17 protein-coding genes are annotated in these 17946 nt (G+C 33.7%); 9 read left to right on the forward strand and 8 right to left on the reverse strand.

Annotation, left to right across the window (positions count from 1 at the left end):
- Position 1: 1 nt before the first annotated feature.
- Positions 2 to 889 (reverse strand): branched-chain amino acid transaminase, encoded by an 888-nt coding sequence (locus ACR9ES_RS02455; RefSeq protein WP_435254969.1) that lies wholly within the window; start codon positions 887 to 889, stop codon positions 2 to 4.
- Positions 890 to 1789: 900 nt separating this feature from the next.
- On the opposite strand from ACR9ES_RS02455, the gene ACR9ES_RS02460 reads away from it, so the two are divergent.
- From ACR9ES_RS02460 to argH, 9 genes are all read left to right on the forward strand, one after another.
- On the forward strand, positions 1790 to 2401 hold the full coding sequence (locus ACR9ES_RS02460) for a GNAT family N-acetyltransferase (protein ID WP_435254970.1): 612 nt from the start codon (positions 1790 to 1792) through the stop codon (positions 2399 to 2401).
- A complete protein-coding gene (locus ACR9ES_RS02465) occupies positions 2398 to 3576 on the forward strand; it encodes an argininosuccinate synthase (protein ID WP_435254971.1) in 1179 nt (392 codons plus the stop codon). Before ACR9ES_RS02460 ends, ACR9ES_RS02465 begins: the two co-directional genes overlap by 4 nt.
- Before the next feature lie 3 nt (positions 3577 to 3579).
- Entirely contained in the window at positions 3580 to 4557 is a 978-nt protein-coding gene (gene argC, locus ACR9ES_RS02470; protein WP_435254972.1) for an N-acetyl-gamma-glutamyl-phosphate reductase, read from the forward strand.
- Positions 4558 to 4567: 10 nt separating this feature from the next.
- Entirely contained in the window at positions 4568 to 5365 is a 798-nt protein-coding gene (gene proC / locus ACR9ES_RS02475; protein WP_435254973.1) for a pyrroline-5-carboxylate reductase, read from the forward strand.
- Positions 5365 to 6492, forward strand: a complete 1128-nt coding sequence (locus ACR9ES_RS02480) for an aspartate aminotransferase family protein (protein ID WP_435254974.1) — start codon at positions 5365 to 5367, stop codon at positions 6490 to 6492. Before proC ends, ACR9ES_RS02480 begins: the two co-directional genes overlap by 1 nt.
- A 177-nt stretch (positions 6493 to 6669) precedes the next feature.
- Positions 6670 to 7605 carry an acetylornithine carbamoyltransferase gene (locus ACR9ES_RS02485; protein WP_435254975.1) on the forward strand — a complete coding sequence of 312 codons (936 nt, stop codon included), beginning with the start codon at positions 6670 to 6672 and terminating at the stop codon, positions 7603 to 7605.
- On the forward strand, positions 7602 to 8378 hold the full coding sequence (gene argB / locus ACR9ES_RS02490) for an acetylglutamate kinase (RefSeq protein ID WP_435254976.1): 777 nt from the start codon (positions 7602 to 7604) through the stop codon (positions 8376 to 8378). The genes ACR9ES_RS02485 and argB overlap by 4 nt, the downstream gene beginning before the upstream one ends.
- Positions 8375 to 9436 (forward strand): M20 family metallo-hydrolase, encoded by a 1062-nt coding sequence (locus ACR9ES_RS02495; RefSeq protein WP_435254977.1) that lies wholly within the window; start codon positions 8375 to 8377, stop codon positions 9434 to 9436. The genes argB and ACR9ES_RS02495 overlap by 4 nt, the downstream gene beginning before the upstream one ends.
- 80 nt (positions 9437 to 9516) lie before the next feature.
- Positions 9517 to 10794 (forward strand): argininosuccinate lyase, encoded by a 1278-nt coding sequence (argH, locus tag ACR9ES_RS02500; RefSeq protein WP_435254978.1) that lies wholly within the window; start codon positions 9517 to 9519, stop codon positions 10792 to 10794.
- A gap of 45 nt (positions 10795 to 10839) precedes the next feature.
- Here the strand turns inward: argH and ACR9ES_RS02505 are convergent, their stop codons facing one another.
- From ACR9ES_RS02505 to ACR9ES_RS02535, 7 genes are all read right to left on the reverse strand, one after another.
- Positions 10840 to 11622, reverse strand: coding sequence for a LytR/AlgR family response regulator transcription factor (locus ACR9ES_RS02505; RefSeq protein ID WP_435254979.1), 783 nt, complete (start codon positions 11620 to 11622; stop codon positions 10840 to 10842).
- On the reverse strand, positions 11619 to 12677 hold the full coding sequence (locus tag ACR9ES_RS02510; protein ID WP_435254980.1) for a sensor histidine kinase: 1059 nt from the start codon (positions 12675 to 12677) through the stop codon (positions 11619 to 11621). Before ACR9ES_RS02510 ends, ACR9ES_RS02505 begins: the two co-directional genes overlap by 4 nt.
- Positions 12678 to 12747: 70 nt before the next feature.
- Positions 12748 to 13488 (reverse strand): hypothetical protein, encoded by a 741-nt coding sequence (locus tag ACR9ES_RS02515; RefSeq protein WP_435254981.1) that lies wholly within the window; start codon positions 13486 to 13488, stop codon positions 12748 to 12750.
- 175 nt (positions 13489 to 13663) lie between these two features.
- Positions 13664 to 14779 carry a 3-isopropylmalate dehydrogenase gene (gene leuB, locus ACR9ES_RS02520; protein ID WP_435254982.1) on the reverse strand — a complete coding sequence of 372 codons (1116 nt, stop codon included), beginning with the start codon at positions 14777 to 14779 and terminating at the stop codon, positions 13664 to 13666.
- 10 nt (positions 14780 to 14789) lie between these two features.
- Positions 14790 to 15371 (reverse strand): 3-isopropylmalate dehydratase small subunit, encoded by a 582-nt coding sequence (gene leuD / locus ACR9ES_RS02525; protein ID WP_274633777.1) that lies wholly within the window; start codon positions 15369 to 15371, stop codon positions 14790 to 14792.
- A 1-nt stretch (position 15372) separates the two neighbouring features.
- On the reverse strand, positions 15373 to 16755 hold the full coding sequence (gene leuC, locus ACR9ES_RS02530) for a 3-isopropylmalate dehydratase large subunit (protein ID WP_274633776.1): 1383 nt from the start codon (positions 16753 to 16755) through the stop codon (positions 15373 to 15375).
- Positions 16755 to 17930 carry a 2-isopropylmalate synthase gene (locus ACR9ES_RS02535; protein WP_274633775.1) on the reverse strand — a complete coding sequence of 392 codons (1176 nt, stop codon included), beginning with the start codon at positions 17928 to 17930 and terminating at the stop codon, positions 16755 to 16757. Before ACR9ES_RS02535 ends, leuC begins: the two co-directional genes overlap by 1 nt.
- Between the last annotated feature and the right edge of the window lie 16 nt (positions 17931 to 17946).

Here is a 17946-nt window from a genome sequence, read left to right on the forward strand (position 1 = left end):
GTTAGCTTGCTTTTCGTTTTTGACGTAAGCCTACTACTTCGGCTTTATATACTTTCATCAATTTATATCCTTGTGATTTTTCCCACGCTAGTGGAAATTGATAGTCATCTAGCGACTGTAATCCTACTACTTCGGCTGCAGTTCCTGTAAAAAAGCAAGCATCCGCATTTTTTAATTCTTCTAAACTGAAATGTTTTTCTTCAACAAAGATTCCTTCTTCTTCACATAACTCAATTACCGTAGCGCGAGTAATACCTGCCATGATATGGCCTCTAGGTGGTGTATATAGTTTCCCTTCTTTCTCCATAAAAATGTTAGCACCTGAACACTCTGCTACATTACCATTCATATCTAGCAACAGTGCTTCATCATAACCATTATTTTTTGCTTCGTTCGTTGATAGTATTGAATTGATATAATGCCCTGTTACTTTTGCTTCTACAAAACATGACTTCGGATTCGGACGTTGGAACGAAGACGTTTTTACACGTAGTAATTTATCTCCCATATATTTTCCCCATTCCCAGCATTGAATAGCTAAGTTGGTTTCTTTAGAAGTAAATAAACTCATATCTGATCCTGTGGTTACCAACGGACGGATGTATGCGTCTTTTAAACCATTACGCTCTAACAATTCGTAAGTAATTTGCGTAAGTTGTTCTTCAGAATAATCCAATTGAATATTCATGACTTCTGCTCCGTATTTTAGCCTCTTGTAATGCTCATACGACTTAAAGACTTTAGTTCCTTCGGTTGTATTATAAGCTCTGATACCTTCGAAAACTCCATTTCCGTAGTGTAAACTCTGGCTATACAAATTAGCGCTAGCATCTTTTGCTTTGATAAACTGTCCGTTGTAAAAAATTACTGTTTCCTCGTTATAGTACATTTTTAGTTGTTTTTACTGTTCAAAATTATTTTTCGCTTTTTACTTTAGTTTCTATTTTTCAATACTTTAATGATTTCTAACCTATCTTTTAAAAACATAATAAATTAAAAATCAATTAATTAATGTTTTTGTCTTATGATATTCACGGAATAAAAAAAGCCTGTATCTAGAGTTAGATACAGGCTTTCCATATAGGCAATAACTATCTGTATCAACTCGGTGGAGAGCTAATAATGACAATAATAATTACCACGATGTTAAAAAATTGATTCATGTTTTTTGTAACTAAAAAAGGCTTCCTAAAATTTAGGAAGCCTTTTTAAAATTTATATAATTTAATAATAAAATACCACTTCCTTATCCTTGCGAAATAATCACAATGACAATAATAATAGAAATGATATTTAATACTTGTTTCTTCATTTGATGTCACAAATATTTGAAAATATTTTTTAGTAATCCTAATATTTTTTTGTTTTTTTTATTTCCACACACAAAAAAACACCTCATAACCCACTGTACTACTTACACTTATATAAGTTTTTATTTTTTATTTAGTATTTATCAAAATTTATTTTATAGATTTGCGGCATCATGCAAACAAGTAAAATATACAATAATACACCCAGTTTTTTAGTGCGGTCTTACAACCGACGCTAGTCTTCCTTTTGTCCTAAACTGAGTATTGTATAATTTATTTTTTATCTGTGATTTCAATCATTTACATTTTTTTATTGTTACAAATTAGTGTTATTACTTTCAATAACGCAACTGCTGTACGCACTACTTTTATCCGACGTCGCCCGTAAGGGTATTACTTCTTTTTGGGAACTTAGGTGCGTCCGGTTCTTCTTTCAAACCAAGGGTTATTAACAGAAAATATATTTAAAATCAATTTCAATGAGAGTTGTTATTGCTGATCAATCGCATAGTAAGTATGCAGAAATTATTTGTCAAACTATTGACGAAGCTGCGCTGGTTAGAGGTACAGGAATTGCCAAAAGAAAACCAGAATATATTATTACAAAACTAGAAAATGGTAATGCTGTTATAGCGCTAGACGGAGACAAATTTGCTGGGTTTTGTTATATCGAAGCCTGGAGTCATGGCAAATTTGTAGCGAACTCTGGATTAATTGTACATCCAGATTACAGAGGTATCGGTTTAGCCAAAAAAATTAAAAAAGTAGTTTTTGAGCATTCTAGAACCAAGTTTCCCAATGCCAAAATATTTAGTATTACTACTGGTTTAGCAGTAATGAAACTTAATAGTGAGTTAGGCTATAAACCTGTTACCTTTTCTGAACTTATAGAAGATCAATCTTTTTGGAATGGTTGTCAAACCTGTAAAAACTATGATGTTTTACAACGTACACAGCAAAAAATGTGTTTGTGTATAGGTATGTTATACGATCCTAACAAAAAATCTCAAGACATAAAAGTAAAAGATAAAGTCTTTCAAAGACTAAAAAGAATCAAGGAAACCATCTTCCTAAAAAAAGACAAAAAATGAAAAAATTAGTAATTGCTTATAGTGGCGGATTAGATACTTCGTACTGTGCGGTAAGCTTATCAAAACAAGGATATGAAGTTCATGCTGTTAGTGTGAACACTGGCGGATTTTCTTCCGAAGAAATTAAAAAGATTGAACACAACGCTTACACAATGGGTGTGGCTACCTATAAAAACATCAATGCCGTAACTGATTATTATAACAAAGTAATTAAGTACTTAATTTTTGGTAACGTATTAAAAAACAACACGTATCCGCTTTCAGTAAGTGCTGAAAGAATTATACAAGCTATAGAAATAGTAAACTATGCTAAAAGTATTGATGCTAGTTATATTGCGCATGGTAGTACAGGTGCTGGGAACGATCAGGTAAGGTTTGATATGATTTTTCAAACGATTGCTCCTGAAATTGAAATTATAACTCCTATTAGAGATTTACAACTTTCAAGACAAGAAGAAATTGAGTACTTAAAAAGTAACGGCATTGATTTGTCTTGGGAAAAAGCTAAATATTCTGTCAACAAAGGTTTGTGGGGAACCAGTGTGGGAGGTGAAGAGACTTTAACTTCAGAACATCCGTTACCAGAACACGCCTACCCTTCTCAAGTAACAAAAACAGTACCTGAACAAGTAAAGCTTTCTTTTGTAAAGGGTGAATTAATGGCAATTAATGATGACGAAAAAGCTCCTGTACAAAACATTGAACAATTGAATGCCCTAGCTTCAAAATTCGGAATTGGTAGAGATATTCACGTAGGCGATACCATTGTTGGAATTAAAGGAAGAGTTGGTTTTGAAGCTGCAGCTGCATTAATTACCATTAAAGCACATCATTTATTAGAGAAACACACCCTAACCAAATGGCAATTACAACACAAAGAATATTTAGCAAGTTTTTATGGTATGCACTTACATGAAGGTCAGTATTTAGATCCTGTAATGAGAGATATGGAAGCCTTCTTTACAAATAGTCAAACAAAAGTAACTGGCGATGTTTTTGTAACGTTAAAACCGTATCACTTTACCTTAGATGGAATTGATTCTCCTCACGATTTAATGAATGCTAAATTTGGTAGTTATGGTGAACTAAACAACGGATGGACAGCTGATGATGCTAAAGGTTTTATTAAGTTATTAGGAAATCAGAATAAAATATATCAACAAGTAAATAGCTAAATTATGATACAAGCAGGAATCATTGGAGGTGCAGGTTATACAGCAGGAGAGTTAATTAGGCTTTTATTACAACATCCAAAAGCAGCTATTAATTTTGTGTATAGCACTTCTAATGCGGGTAATAAAATAGCGAATGTACATCAGGATTTGGTAGGAAGTACTGAATTAACCTTTACAAATGAAATTAATACAGCTGTAGATGTACTGTTTTTATGTTTAGGACATGGAAATTCTAAACAATTTTTAGAAACACATACTTTTTCAAATCACACTAAGATTATTGATTTAGGAAATGATTTCAGACTGGAAGCAGACAGTACCTTTGAAGGAAAAAAGTTTGTATATGGGTTACCTGAATTTCAAAAAGAAGCCATACAAAACGCCTCTTATATTGCCAATCCAGGTTGTTTTGCTACTGCTATTCAACTTGGGTTACTACCTTTAGCCAATGCAGGTTTGTTACAAGATGATGTGCATATCAATGCAGTTACTGGTGCTACTGGAGCAGGAACTTCATTATCTTCTACTACGCATTTTACGTGGAGAGATAATAATTTTTCCTACTATAAACCTTTCACGCATCAACATTTAGGAGAAATCAATCAAACCTTACATAAGCTTCAATCAAATTTTGAATCGGAGGTTTTATTTCTTCCTAACAGAGGAGACTTTTCTAGAGGTATTTACGCTACTCAGTACACTCATTTTGAGGGAAGCTTAGACGAAGCGAAACAATTATATACAGAGTATTATAAAGATGCTGTTTTTACACATATGGCAGACCAAGAACTACATTTAAAACAAGTAGTCAACACCAATAAGTGTTTAATTCATGTACACAAACACGGAGATAAATTACTAATTACCATCATCATTGACAATTTATTAAAAGGAGCTTCTGGACAGGCAATTCAGAACATGAACTTGATGTTTGGTTTTCAAGAGGAAACAGGATTACAACTAAAAGCAACTTATTTTTAAAATAAAAGACATGAAAATAGCAATTATAGGAACAGGTAACTTAGGAAAATCGATCGCTAAAGGATTGACACAAAACAATTCGTTTTCTCAACTTTACTTAACCAAGAGAAATATTGAAGAACTCAATGAATTTAAAGAAGTTCCCAACGTTTTCATTAGTTCTAATAACAAGGAAGCAATCACAGCATCTGATGTATTAATTTTTGCTGTACAACCAACACATTTAGAAGCTCTTTTAAAAGAAACTGCTCCTCTCTTATCAGACAATCATTTAGTGATTTCTACAGTTGCTGGTTTTTCTATTGAAAAAATGGAAGCGCTTATTGGTTCAGATACTACTATTATCAGAGCTATGCCTAATACAGCTATTGCAGTAGGTAAATCTATGACCTGTATCTGTAGTAATACGCAAGGAAAAGCGCACTTGCAAACCGCAACCACTATTTTCAATCAATTAGGTACTTCTATGGTGATTCCTGAAAGCCAAATGCAGGCAGCTACCGTAGTATGTGCCAGTGGTATTGCCTTTTGGATGCGTTTGATACGTGCTACCACACAGGCGGCTATTCAGCTAGGTTTTGATGCCAAAGAAGCACAAGAATTAGCGATGCACACCAGCGAAGGTGCTGCCCACTTACTCATAACTACAGGAAATCATCCTGAAGAAGAAATCGATAAAGTTACCACCCCAAAAGGCTGTACTATTGAAGGTTTGAATGAAATGGAACACAAAGGGTTAAGTGCTGCATTAATACAGGGAATGGTTGCCTCTTTCAACAAAATTAACACCATAAAAAAAGAAAACTAATGAGTTTATTTGACGTATATCCTCTATTTGATATTACCCCAGTAACTGCCAACGATGTATATGTATACGACGATAAAGGCACTAAATATTTAGATTTATATGGTGGACACGCTGTAATATCTATAGGGCACTCACACCCTACTTATGTTAAAAATATTAGCGAACAAGTGAGTAAGTTAAGTTTTTACAGCAATGCTATTCAAAATCCGTTACAGGTTGAATTGGCTGACCAATTAGAAAAACTATCGGGTTGTAAAGACTATCAGTTATTCTTATGTAATTCGGGGGCTGAAGCTAATGAAAACGCTTTAAAACTAGCCTCTTTTCATACGGGTAAGCAAAAAGTAATTGCTTTTAAAAACTCGTTTCACGGACGTACTTCTGCTGCTGTAGCGGTAACCGACAATCCTAAGATTGTAGCGCCTATCAACGCACAACAAGAAGTTATCTTTTTAGAGTTTGAAGACTTAGAAGGTGGTGAAAAGGCTTTACAGAACAATGATGTTTGTGCTATTATTATTGAAACTATTCAAGGTATTGGAGGATTAGACGAAGCTTCAACAGCTTTTTATAAAGGGTTGGAAAACTTGTGCCAACAATACAACACCGTACTTATTGCTGATGAAATTCAGTGCGGTTTTGGTAGAACAGGTGATTTCTTTGCTTTTCAAAAGCATGGAATTACTCCGCATATCATTTCTATGGCAAAAGGAATGGGAAATGGATTTCCTATAGGTGGAATTTTAATCCATCCAAGCATTCAAGCTTCTTATGGTTTGTTAGGAACTACCTTTGGTGGTAACCATTTAGCCTGTACGGCATCTTTAGCAGTGCTTGACACTATAGAAAAAGAACAGTTGATGAAAAACGTCCAAGAGGTTTCAACTTACTTTATCGAACAAGTTTCAACCATTCCACAACTAAAAGCTGTAAAAGGTAGAGGCTTAATGTTAGGCTTAGAATTTGATTTTCCTATTGCCAACTTAAGAAAATCGCTATTATTCAATCAGCATGTTTTTACGGGAAGTGCTAAAAATCCTAATCTACTTAGAATTTTACCTTCCTTAACCTTACAAAAGGAACATGTAGATGCTTTTATTATCGCCTTAAAAAAAGAACTTAACTAATAATACCACAAGTAGCATGAAACTAAAATCACGGAAAAGCTTTTTATATACAATAACACAATTAGTAATGAAATATAAAAACAACCTTATTACCAATCCCCGTTCCGAAACTTCGGAATCAGGGTGATGTAAAAACCACATAAAGATTGTCAAACAGACAATCAACCCAAAGTAATCATGAAAAAATATACCACTATAAACGATATTGAGAATCTTTCAGATACCATTCAAAAAGCAATTCAATTAAAAAAGAACCCTTATCAATTTTCTGATTTAGGACAACACAAAACTTTAGTCATGCTTTTTTTCAATGCTAGTTTACGTACTAGATTAAGTACTGAAAAAGCAGCTAAAAACTTAGGAATGCAAGTAAGTGTATTAAACGTTACCAATGCATGGAATATGGAATTTGAAGATGGTGCTGTGATGAATTTAAACACTTCTGAACATATTAAAGAAGCTGCTAAGGTGATTTCTCAATATGCCGACATTATTGCGGTTAGGGCTTTTCCTACTTTAGAAGACAAAGAAAAAGACAGAGCTGAAACAGTACTCAATAGTTTTGTTAAATACGCCACAGTGCCTATTGTGAATATGGAAAGTGCTACTGACCATCCGTTGCAAGCCTTGGCAGATGCGATTACTATTACGGAAACTAAAAAAGTTGACAAACCTAAAGTTGTGTTGTCTTGGGCTCCACATCCAAAAGCATTACCACATTCGGTTGCCAATGCTTTTGTGCATTTGATGCATAATATGGAGGTCGATTTTGTAATTACTCATCCGAAAGGATATGAGCTAGACCCAGAAATCACGCAACAGTTTCCTATTGAATATGACCAACAGAAAGCTTTTGAGAATGCCGACTTTATCTATGCTAAAAACTGGAGTTCTTTTAATGAGTATGGTAAAATACTAAATGAAGACCCCAACTGGATGATTACTCAGGAAAAAATAGGTACTGCTAAATTTATGCACTGTTTACCCATTAGAAGAAATGTAATAGCGGAAGATGCTGTTTTAGATGCTGATAATTCTCTGGTTATTGAACAAGCCAACAACAGAACCTTTGCAGCTCAAATAGTTTTACAACAAATTTTAGGAGAATTATGAAAACTATAAAGATTGTTAAAATTGGCGGAAACATTATTAACGACGAAAAAACTTTGAACAATTTCTTAGCTAAATTTGCTCAGTTAAAAGGGCCGAAAGTATTAGTTCATGGTGGAGGAAAATTGGCTTCTGAACTAGCCAGTCAGCTCAACATTCCGGTAACAATGATTGAAGGCAGACGTGTAACCGACACGCAAACTTTAGATTTGATTACTATGGTATATGCCGGAAAAATCAACAAGCAAATTGTTGCGCAGTTACAAGCGCACAACGCCAATGCTGTGGGGTTTACAGGAGCCGACGGAAATACTATTATATCAACCAAACGTCCTGCTGAACCTATAGATTACGGATTTGCGGGCGACGTTGTTACCGTAAATCCGCAAATACCAACAATACTAATTAATAACGAAGTAACTCCTGTGTTTTGTGCGATTACACACGATGCTAATGGACAGTTACTAAACACAAATGCAGATACCATAGCCTCGGAAATTGCTATAGGCTTATCTGCACATTTTAATACAGAATTGTATTACTGTCTTGAAAAACCAGGGGTATTAACCGATGTTGACAACAATGACTCAATTATTGAACACATCAACACCAAAAACTATACTCAATTAAAAACTAACGGTGTTATTTTTGAAGGAATGCTTCCTAAATTAGACAATTGTTTCCATGCCTTACAGCACAACGTACATAAAGTACATATAGGAAATACTGACATCATATTCAATCCAACTATTAAACACACCGCATTAACATTATGACGATACAAGAACTTACTATAAAAGCCATTGGCCTATTAAAAAATCTGATAGAAACGCCTTCTTTTTCTTCGGAAGAAGACCTAACCGCGCAACTGTTAGAAAACTGGTTTCAGGAATACAACATTCCATATACCAGAAACCAGAACAATGTATGGTCGGTAAACAAACATTTTGATACTAACAAACCTACGTTGTTACTCAACTCGCACCACGATACGGTAAAACCAAACAATGGCTATACTAAAGATCCGTTTAAAGCTATTGTAGAAGATGGCAAACTCTACGGATTAGGAAGTAACGATGCTGGTGGATGCTTGGTTTCGTTATTGGCAACCTACACCCATTTCTACCAGAAAGAAAACTTGACTTATAACCTTGTTTTTGCAGGAACTGCCGAGGAAGAAAGCAGTGGTCCTAACGGTTTAAATGGATTACTAAAAACTTTACCAAAGATTGATGTAGCGATTGTAGGAGAACCTACTTTAATGAATTTAGCCATAGCTGAAAAAGGCTTAGTAGTTTTTGATGCTGAGGTAAAAGGAACTCCAAGTCATGCCGCACATCCGAATCACGACAATGCTATTTATAACGCTATTGAAGTATTACAATGGTTTAAAGATGTTGAATTTGAAAAAACCTCGGAAACCTTAGGAGACGTAAAACTTACGGTAACACAAATCAACGCGGGAAAACAACACAACGCCGTTCCTTCCGAAGTAAAATTGGTAATAGATGTTCGTGTAAACAATCAATATACCAATCAAGAAATCAGTGACTTTTTACAAGAACACGCACCTTGCAACATACAACCACGCAGCTTGAATTTGAATTCATCTTCAATACCAAAAGAACATCCATTAGTACAAGCAGGTATTGCTTTAGGAAGAAAAACCTATGGTTCTCCTACCCTATCTGACCAAGCAGTATTAAGTTGTCCGTCGTTAAAATTAGGGCCTGGAGACAGCACACGTTCACACACCGCTGATGAGTTTATTTATCTTCAAGAAATTGAAGAAGGAATTGAGTTGTATATAAAATTATTGAATAAAGTATTGTAGAAGAAAATAGAACAAAGAGTCAAGAACAAAGACTTATGCGAAGCGATCTATTCTCTTGGCTCTAAAAAAACACTAAGATTATGAAACTTTGGGACAAAGGATTATCCATAGATAAAAAAATAGAACATTTCACTGTTGGTAATGACAGAGAAATAGACATACACATTGCACCATATGACTTGCAAGCATCGTTAGCACATGCTAAAATGCTAGCATCCATCGGTATTATTACTTCGGAAGAATTAGCGCAAGTAACTAGTGGAATTGCTACGCTACAACAGCAAATTGAAGACGATACTTTTATAATTGATGCTCAATTTGAAGATGTACATTCTAAAATTGAGTTCGAATTGACTAAAATGTATGGTGAAGTTGGTAAGAAAATTCATACAGCACGTTCAAGAAACGATCAGGTTTTGGTAGCGTTACAATTGTATTATAAAAACAATTTACAGTTGATTTCTGAGAAAACAAAAACGCTTTTTAACACCTTATTGCAATTAGCAGAGCAATATAAAACCAAGCTATTACCAGGTTATACCCATTTGCAAGTGGCTATGCCTTCCTCATTCGGATTGTGGTTTTCTGCCTATGCCGAATTGTTAATTGATGATTTGCACATGGTTAATGCAGCCTTAAAAACGGTAGATCAAAATCCGTTAGGTTCTGCTGCAGGATATGGTAGTTCGTTCCCTATTGATAGAGAGTTCACCACAAAGGAATTGGGCTTCGAAACCTTAAAATACAATGTGGTGGCAGCACAAATGAGCAGAGGAAAAAGTGAGCGTACACTTACCATGGCGTTAGGAAGTGTAAGTAACACCTTAGCTCGTTTTGCGATGGATATCTGCCTGTATATGAGTCAGAATTTTGATTTTATTTCTTTTCCTGATGAATTGACTACAGGTAGTAGCATTATGCCCCATAAAAAGAATCCTGATGTGTTTGAATTGATTAGAGGAAAGTGTAATAAAATTCAAGCGTTGTATACCGAAACCTTATTAATCACTAACAATTTACCAAGTGGATATCATAGAGATTACCAATTATTAAAAGAAAACATCATCAATGTTTTTGAAGAGTTAAAAGATGTGCTAGATATTTTTGATTATGCTATTCAGCAAATTATTGTAAAAGACATTGATTTACAAGATGAAAAGTACAAATATCTTTTTACTGTTGACAATATTAATACACTGGTAGAAAACGGAATGAGTTTTAGAGAAGCTTACCAAAAAATTGGTGGCGAAGTTGTCAACGGAACCTACACTCCTGATACTTCAAAAAAACATACGCATATAGGAGGTATTGATAATTTGTGTTTGAATAAAATCCGTGAGAAACTTAATTTAGTCTAACATTTTTATAAAAGCAAGATAGAAATCATCTTGCTTTTATTGTTTTTATATCCCAAGCCACTTAGTAAACTCAGCCGTTTTATTTTGACTGGTTTTTAAAACTGTCTCGTTATTTTTTAAGTTAATAGCTATTATATTTTTAGTATACCTGCTTATTTTTTCTATATAATTTCTATTGAGTAGTTCACTTCTATTGATTTTAAAAAATACAGCAGGATTTATCAATTCTTCTAACATTTTTAGAGAAGATTGATTCAAAATATGTTTTTTGTTGTGTACATCATATGCTACTACAATTCCGTAATCTGCTTGAAAGTACACTACTTCTTCTATCTTTAAAAAATAGGTGTATTGAGAAGATTTAACAGCAATAAACTCTTGATACGTTTTTAGTACTTGTACTGTTTGATTTGTTAAATAGGTTTCTAATTTTTGCAATACGCTTTCATTACCATCAACAGTCATAGAATTTTTTAAACTCACATATTTATCTACAGCTTTTTCAAAACGTTCAAACGAATAGGGTTTTAATAAATATTCAATCCCACTTGTTTCAAAAGCCTCCATCCAAAACTGATTATAGGCAGTAATAAAAATGATAGGTGCTTTAACATTTAGCTTTTTATAGGCCTCAAAAGCATTATCATCTCTTAGCTCTATATCTGAAAAAATCAAATCGATATCTGTTGGTGTTTCAAAAAAACCTAAAACCTCTTCTACTGTTTCAAACTCTTCTACAATAGTGATAGACTCTTTATAACTTTCAATGTATTTTTTCAGCTTCTTCCTTGCTGGTAATTCATCTTCTACTATGATTGCTTTTATCATTTTAAGTTATGCCTGTTTGTTTTTATTAATGGTAACACCACTTCAAATTTATCTTCCTTTTCATCTATGCGAATACTTGTACCGGTAAGCAACTCAAATTGTTTTGATAAGTTAGCCAACGCTACTCCGTTACCTTTTACTCTTTTAGAATATAATGCTTTATTATTTGTTACTTTTATTCCATTACCTCCTGTTATTGCAATATGTACAGGAATTTCGAGTGTTCCTTTATTGTGAGTAATTGCATTTTCTATAAGGACTTGTAAACAAAATGGAGGAACTAAAATATTTTCTTGATAAAGAGTTTCCTGAATTTCTAATTGATAATATCCTTGATATTTCTCTTCCATTAACTTGAAATATCCTTCTGCAAAAAACAGTTCTTCTTTTAATGGAACCAATTGTTTATCTGCACTATGTAAACTATACCTATATAGTTCTGCAAAACGATTTAAAAATAAAGAAGCTCTCTCTGTATCCTCTTCTATAAGTTGATCTAAAACATTTAAGTTATTAAATAAAAAATGAGGGTTTAATTGAGTTTTTAACTGAGTAATTTCACTTTTGGCCTTACTTATCTCATAAGCAGTTGCCTGTTTTTGATAAACTACATTTTCTTTATAGTACAAATAAGCTAACGAAAATCCTCCAAAAATAATAAAGTCCATTGTCGACCCCATATTTTTATAAACCAAGTGATATAACGTACCAAAATTTCTAGAATAGGTATCAAAAATAAAAGAGATTATTAATCCAAAAACATTTCCGATGACTAAATAAGATAATAACCCTATCCCAAAAAACAACAGGTACTTTTTTAACGATGGAGTTTGCTTTTTAGAACTTTTATTAATCCTCTTTTTAATAAAGCTAACCCACCAGAAAATAAAAACAGCTTTTAAGAAAAACCAAAAAGGAGCATCTGGATAAAAAATAAAATCTTCCCAAGAACTTGAAACCCCAAATTGATTCTTTAAAATAACTATCCAAGAAAAAAGGAAGAGAAAGATTAAAAATGCAATATTTTCTCTAAAAAAGGAGGTATTTGTTTTCATATCGTTAATCACAAATATATCAAATTTGCGATGAGATTTTTAGAATAATCTCATCGCAAATTATAATCTACTATTTGCCTTCTGGCCAAGTACTTATTACATTACCCTTATCATCATAAGCCTCTAGTTTTATTTTATTATCCTCATCTATAATAAACTTCGCTCTTGTTTTTCCGTTAGAATCATATAAAAACAATCCATTTTGTTTTCCCGGTGTTTGTCCCAAAGCTACTCTAGGAACTCCTCCTATCATTCCTTTTTGTTGATATTCTTGAAACTTCGCTCTTCTTTTTTCTGGATCTTGAATTGCTTTTAATTCCTCTCCTATTTTTTGAGACATTTCTTGGGTTTCATTATCACCTCTATCATTAAACACTAATCTTCCTGCTTTGTATCTTTTTCCGTCTTTCTTTGCATCAGTTGTTATTAACTGCATTACTTGATCTCCATCATATTGATCAAATGTTAATGATAAACCTGAACTATGTCCTTTTTCAGTTTTTTTACCATCATAAATGAACCCTCCACACTCTATTCCTTCTTCATTAAAGAAAAGCATACCCGCTCTTTTCTTTCTCTCATGATATACTCTTCCATTAATTTCATCTCCTTTAGTTGGAAAGTTTGCTGCATTGGTAATCAACATTTTTACTGTCCCGTCATTTTCGATGATATTAATTCTTTTTACATCAATGGTATCAAACTGTGTGTTTCCTTTACTTTTAAAAGCAACTGTTGTTAATACTCCTATTATAGCTGTAATACTTACTGCGAATGTTCTTAAAAATATAAGTTCTCTTTTTGTATTCATTTTTTTATAGTTTTTTATGATTTATATGTCAAAAGTATTTCAGCCATATCGTTTTAAAAACAGCTATTTTATGAACTCAGGAAATTTTCTGATAAACGCGTGAAGTTCTTCTTTAAAAGAAAAAAGGCTGCCTATAAAATAGGTAGCCTTTCTCTGAAAAAAAATAGCTAATTGTTTAAATAATGGTACTTTGTCCCATATGCACATTTTGAAAGTTGATATTGCTATCTTCTTGATTATAGATGTAATCAGCAATAAAATCGCCAACTTTACTTGTTGAAAATGGGTTTTCCGGATTAATATCTTGAGTTGTAATTCCTAATTCTAATGATTTTTCAACTGCTTCTTCTACTACTTGAGCTTCTTGTAATAAACCTAAGTGTTTTAATAACATCGCAGCTGATAAGATTGAAGCTAATGGGTTCGCAATATCTTTCCCTTTTGCTTGTGGAAAAGAACCATGTATTGGCTCAAACAATGCATTTTCTTTTCCTATAGATGCCGATGCTAACAAACCTATAGAACCTCCTATTACACTAGCTTCATCCGAAAGAATATCTCCAAAAAGATTTTCTGTTAAAATTACATCAAACTGTTTTGGATTTAATATCAACTGCATCGCTGCATTGTCTACAAATAAAAAGTCAACTTCTACATCAGGGTACTCACTTGCCATCTCCGTAACTGTTTTGCGCCACAATCTTGAAGTTTCTAATACATTAGCTTTGTCTACCAAAGTTAGCTTTTTACGTCTTTTTTGAGCTGACTGAAAAGCTAAATGTGCCATTCGTTCTATTTCTTCAACCGTATAAGAACAACCATCAAAAGCATGCTTTCCATCATCACTTAGTTCTTTTATACCAAAGTAAATCCCTCCAGTCAGCTCTCTATAAATATCGATATCTGTTCCTTCAATTCTCTCTTTCTTTAAAGGTGAATTATGAATTAATGTATCATATGCTTTTACAGGACGTACATTACAAAACAAGCCCAATTCTTTTCGTAAACGTAACAAGCCTTGCTCTGGACGCACCTTAGCTGTAGGGTCGTTATCATATTTTGGATCTCCGATCGCTCCAAACAAGATGGCATCACTTTTTTTACATAACTCAATGGTTTTTTCGGGTAAAGGATTTCCCGTTTGGTCAATAGCACAAGCCCCCATTAATGTTTCTTCAAATAAGAAAGTATGGTCGAACACATTACCTATGGCTCTTAGCACTTTTTTAGCCTGCTCAGTTACTTCTGGTCCTATTCCATCTCCTGGAATTACGGTTATATTGTACTTCATATATTTCTTTTTATACCTTTTTTGCTTCAAAAGCTGTTATTTTATCTTTTTTACTGATTAAAAAATCAATATCATCATACCCATTTAACAAGCATAGTTTTTTATACGAATTAATTTCAAAATCTACATTTCCAATAGGAGTCTTTATTACTTGATTTTCTAAGTCGACAATAATAGTAGTATCGGGTACATTAGTTACTTTTTGTAATAGCTTTACTAAGTATTCCTTCGGAACTTGTATAGGTAAAATGCCATTATTCAACGCATTTCCTTTAAAAATATCAGCAAAAAAACTACTGATGACTACCTTAAATCCATAACCAGCTAATGCCCAAGCTGCATGTTCTCTACTAGAACCACAACCAAAATTATCTCCTGCGATTAAAATACTTCCGCTATAATTATCATTATTTAATACAAAATCTTCATTCAAACTCCCATCCTTTTTATAACGCCAATCTCTAAACACATTATCACCAAAACCATTTTTATCGGTCGATTTTAAAAAGCGTGCAGGTATTATTTGATCAGTATCAATATTTTCTGTTGGTAACGGTATGGCTGTATCAATCAATTTTACAAACTTTTCCATCTTAATTTAGGTGTTTAGTAATGTCAATTATTTTACCCTCAATAGCTGTAGCTGCTGCTACAAGAGGACTTGCTAAAATAGTACGTGCTCCCTGCCCTTGACGTCCTTCAAAGTTTCTATTAGATGTAGAAACACAATATTCTTTCGCTGGAATTTTATCATCGTTCATTGCCAAACATGCGGAGCATCCTGGTTGTCGTAATTGAAAACCTGCTTCTTCAAAAATGGTTTGTAATCCTTCTAACTTAATTTGTTTCGCCACTTGTTGTGACCCAGGCACTAACCATGCATGCACATTAGATGCTTTTTGCTTTCCTTTTACATAATTGGCAGCGACTCTAAAATCTTCAATTCGAGAGTTTGTACAACTTCCAATAAACACATAATTAATTGTCTTATCTACAAGACTTTCTCCTTTTTGAAAATCCATGTATTGCAACGATTTTTCAAAGGAAGCATCATGTAACAGAGGAATATTTTCAGAAATTTTTATCCCCATTCCTGGGTTGGTTCCATAAGTTACCATTGGTTCAATATCTTCTGCATCAAACGAATATTCTTTATCAAATACTGCATTTTTATCCGTTTTCAACGTTTTCCAATACGCTACTTTTTTATCAAACTCCTCTCCTTTTGGAGCAAACTCACGTCCTTTTACGTAGTCAAAAGTAGTCTCATCTGGAGCAATCATACCTCCTCTTGCTCCCATTTCAATACTCATATTGCAAACGGTCATACGTCCTTCCATAGACATTTCTTCGAATACATTTCCAGCATATTCACAAAAATATCCCGTACCTGAATTCGTACCTAGTTTGGCGATGATATATAAGATTACATCTTTTGGTAATACTCCATTTTTCAACTTTCCATTCACATTTACACGTAAACTCTTAGGTTTTTCTAACAACAAACATTGGCTTGCAAATACCTGTGCAACCTGACTTGTACCGATACCAAAAGCGATGGTACCGAAAGCACCATGCGTTGAGGTATGACTATCACCACAAACCATCGTCATTCCCGGTTGTGTGATTCCTAATTCAGGAGCCATTACATGGACAATTCCATTATAGCGGTGACCTAATCCGTATAAGGTGATGTTATTTTCTTCACAGTTTTTGGTCAACTGTTCTAATTGATTACGAGACAACTCGTCTTTTATTGGTAAATGTTGATTTACAGTTGGTGTGTTATGATCAGCCGTTGCTACAATCTTATCAGGTCTTGCAATCGGAATATTACGTTCTTTTAATTCATTAAATGCTTGTGGACTTGTTACCTCGTGAATTAAATGTTTATCAATATATAGAATTTGTGGTCCGTCTTTAATGCTATCAACCACATGCGCATCCCAAACTTTATCAAATAATGTCTTTCCCATTAAGCTATAGCTATTTTTGAAATATTGTTAACTTGTTTCATAATTTGATGAATGTCTTCATCAATCACTTCTTTTTGTCTGTCAGCAAACTGTAAGAAGGTTTTATAAGCAGTATCTAATTGAATTTTGGTTAATTCGTATCCAATCTTTTTGGCACGGTATGCCAAGGCTGCTCTTCCGCTTCGTGCTGTTAACACAATAGCACTTTCATTAACCCCCACATCTGCTGGATTGATAATTTCATACGTTTCACGATTTTTAATCACTCCGTCTTGGTGAATTCCTGAACTATGTGCAAAAGCATTTGCTCCTACTATGGCTTTATTAGGCTGAACAGGCATTCCCATTTTTTCGCGAACCATGATACTCGTATCATATAACAATTTGGTATTAATATCTGTTTGAAGATTCAAATATGGATGTTGTTTTAAAATCATAACTACTTCTTCTAATGCAGTATTTCCTGCACGCTCACCAATTCCGTTAATTGTACATTCTATTTGACGTGCTCCATTAATAGCTCCAGCGATAGAATTAGCAGTAGCTAATCCTAAATCATTATGACAATGGCAAGAGATAATTACATTCTCAATACCTTTTACGTGTTCTTTTAAGTACTTGATTTTTGCTCCGTATTCTTCTGGCAAACAATACCCTGTAGTATCTGGAATATTCAACACTGTTGCTCCTGATTTGATAACCTCTTCGCAAACTTTTGCTAGGAAAGCATTATCAGTTCTACCAGCATCTTCAGCATAAAACTCTACATCATCTACAAAGTTCTTTGCATACGAAACTGCTTCTTTAGCTCGTCTAATCACTTCGTCTTTTGAAGCATTAAACTTGTATTGAATATGAGAATCGCTAGTACCAATACCTGTATGAATTCTAGGTTTATTAGCAAACTTTAAAGCATTAGCAGCAACTTCTATATCTTTTTTTACAGCTCTGGTTAATCCGCAAACTGAAGCGTTTTTAACCAGTTTAGCAATCTCTTGTACCGAAGTAAAATCACCTGGACTCGACACAGGGAAACCAGCTTCAATTACATCAACTCCTAAAAAATCGAGTCTTTCGGCAATAATTAATTTTTGTTGGGTATCTAATTTACATCCTGGGACCTGTTCCCCGTCTCGTAAAGTGGTATCAAAAATTTGAATTTTATCGTTGTGCATAAATCTAACTATGATT

This window comes from Tenacibaculum sp. A30 (assembly GCF_051200845.1).
Lineage (GTDB): Bacteria > Bacteroidota > Bacteroidia > Flavobacteriales > Flavobacteriaceae > Polaribacter.

What these genes read in the sequence shown, in the direction of transcription:
- ACR9ES_RS02455 (WP_435254969.1), bottom strand. Translation starts at nt 889, where the DNA reads ATGTACTATAACGAGGAAACAGTAATTTTTTACAACGGACAGTTTATC.
- ACR9ES_RS02460 (WP_435254970.1), top strand. Translation starts at nt 1,790, where the DNA reads ATGAGAGTTGTTATTGCTGATCAATCGCATAGTAAGTATGCAGAAATT.
- ACR9ES_RS02465 (WP_435254971.1), top strand. Translation starts at nt 2,398, where the DNA reads ATGAAAAAATTAGTAATTGCTTATAGTGGCGGATTAGATACTTCGTAC.
- argC (WP_435254972.1), top strand. Translation starts at nt 3,580, where the DNA reads ATGATACAAGCAGGAATCATTGGAGGTGCAGGTTATACAGCAGGAGAG.
- proC (WP_435254973.1), top strand. Translation starts at nt 4,568, where the DNA reads ATGAAAATAGCAATTATAGGAACAGGTAACTTAGGAAAATCGATCGCT.
- ACR9ES_RS02480 (WP_435254974.1), top strand. Translation starts at nt 5,365, where the DNA reads ATGAGTTTATTTGACGTATATCCTCTATTTGATATTACCCCAGTAACT.
- ACR9ES_RS02485 (WP_435254975.1), top strand. Translation starts at nt 6,670, where the DNA reads ATGAAAAAATATACCACTATAAACGATATTGAGAATCTTTCAGATACC.
- argB (WP_435254976.1), top strand. Translation starts at nt 7,602, where the DNA reads ATGAAAACTATAAAGATTGTTAAAATTGGCGGAAACATTATTAACGAC.
- ACR9ES_RS02495 (WP_435254977.1), top strand. Translation starts at nt 8,375, where the DNA reads ATGACGATACAAGAACTTACTATAAAAGCCATTGGCCTATTAAAAAAT.
- argH (WP_435254978.1), top strand. Translation starts at nt 9,517, where the DNA reads ATGAAACTTTGGGACAAAGGATTATCCATAGATAAAAAAATAGAACAT.
- ACR9ES_RS02505 (WP_435254979.1), bottom strand. Translation starts at nt 11,622, where the DNA reads ATGATAAAAGCAATCATAGTAGAAGATGAATTACCAGCAAGGAAGAAG.
- ACR9ES_RS02510 (WP_435254980.1), bottom strand. Translation starts at nt 12,677, where the DNA reads ATGAAAACAAATACCTCCTTTTTTAGAGAAAATATTGCATTTTTAATC.
- ACR9ES_RS02515 (WP_435254981.1), bottom strand. Translation starts at nt 13,488, where the DNA reads ATGAATACAAAAAGAGAACTTATATTTTTAAGAACATTCGCAGTAAGT.
- leuB (WP_435254982.1), bottom strand. Translation starts at nt 14,779, where the DNA reads ATGAAGTACAATATAACCGTAATTCCAGGAGATGGAATAGGACCAGAA.
- leuD (WP_274633777.1), bottom strand. Translation starts at nt 15,371, where the DNA reads ATGGAAAAGTTTGTAAAATTGATTGATACAGCCATACCGTTACCAACA.
- leuC (WP_274633776.1), bottom strand. Translation starts at nt 16,755, where the DNA reads ATGGGAAAGACATTATTTGATAAAGTTTGGGATGCGCATGTGGTTGAT.
- ACR9ES_RS02535 (WP_274633775.1), bottom strand. Translation starts at nt 17,930, where the DNA reads ATGCACAACGATAAAATTCAAATTTTTGATACCACTTTACGAGACGGG.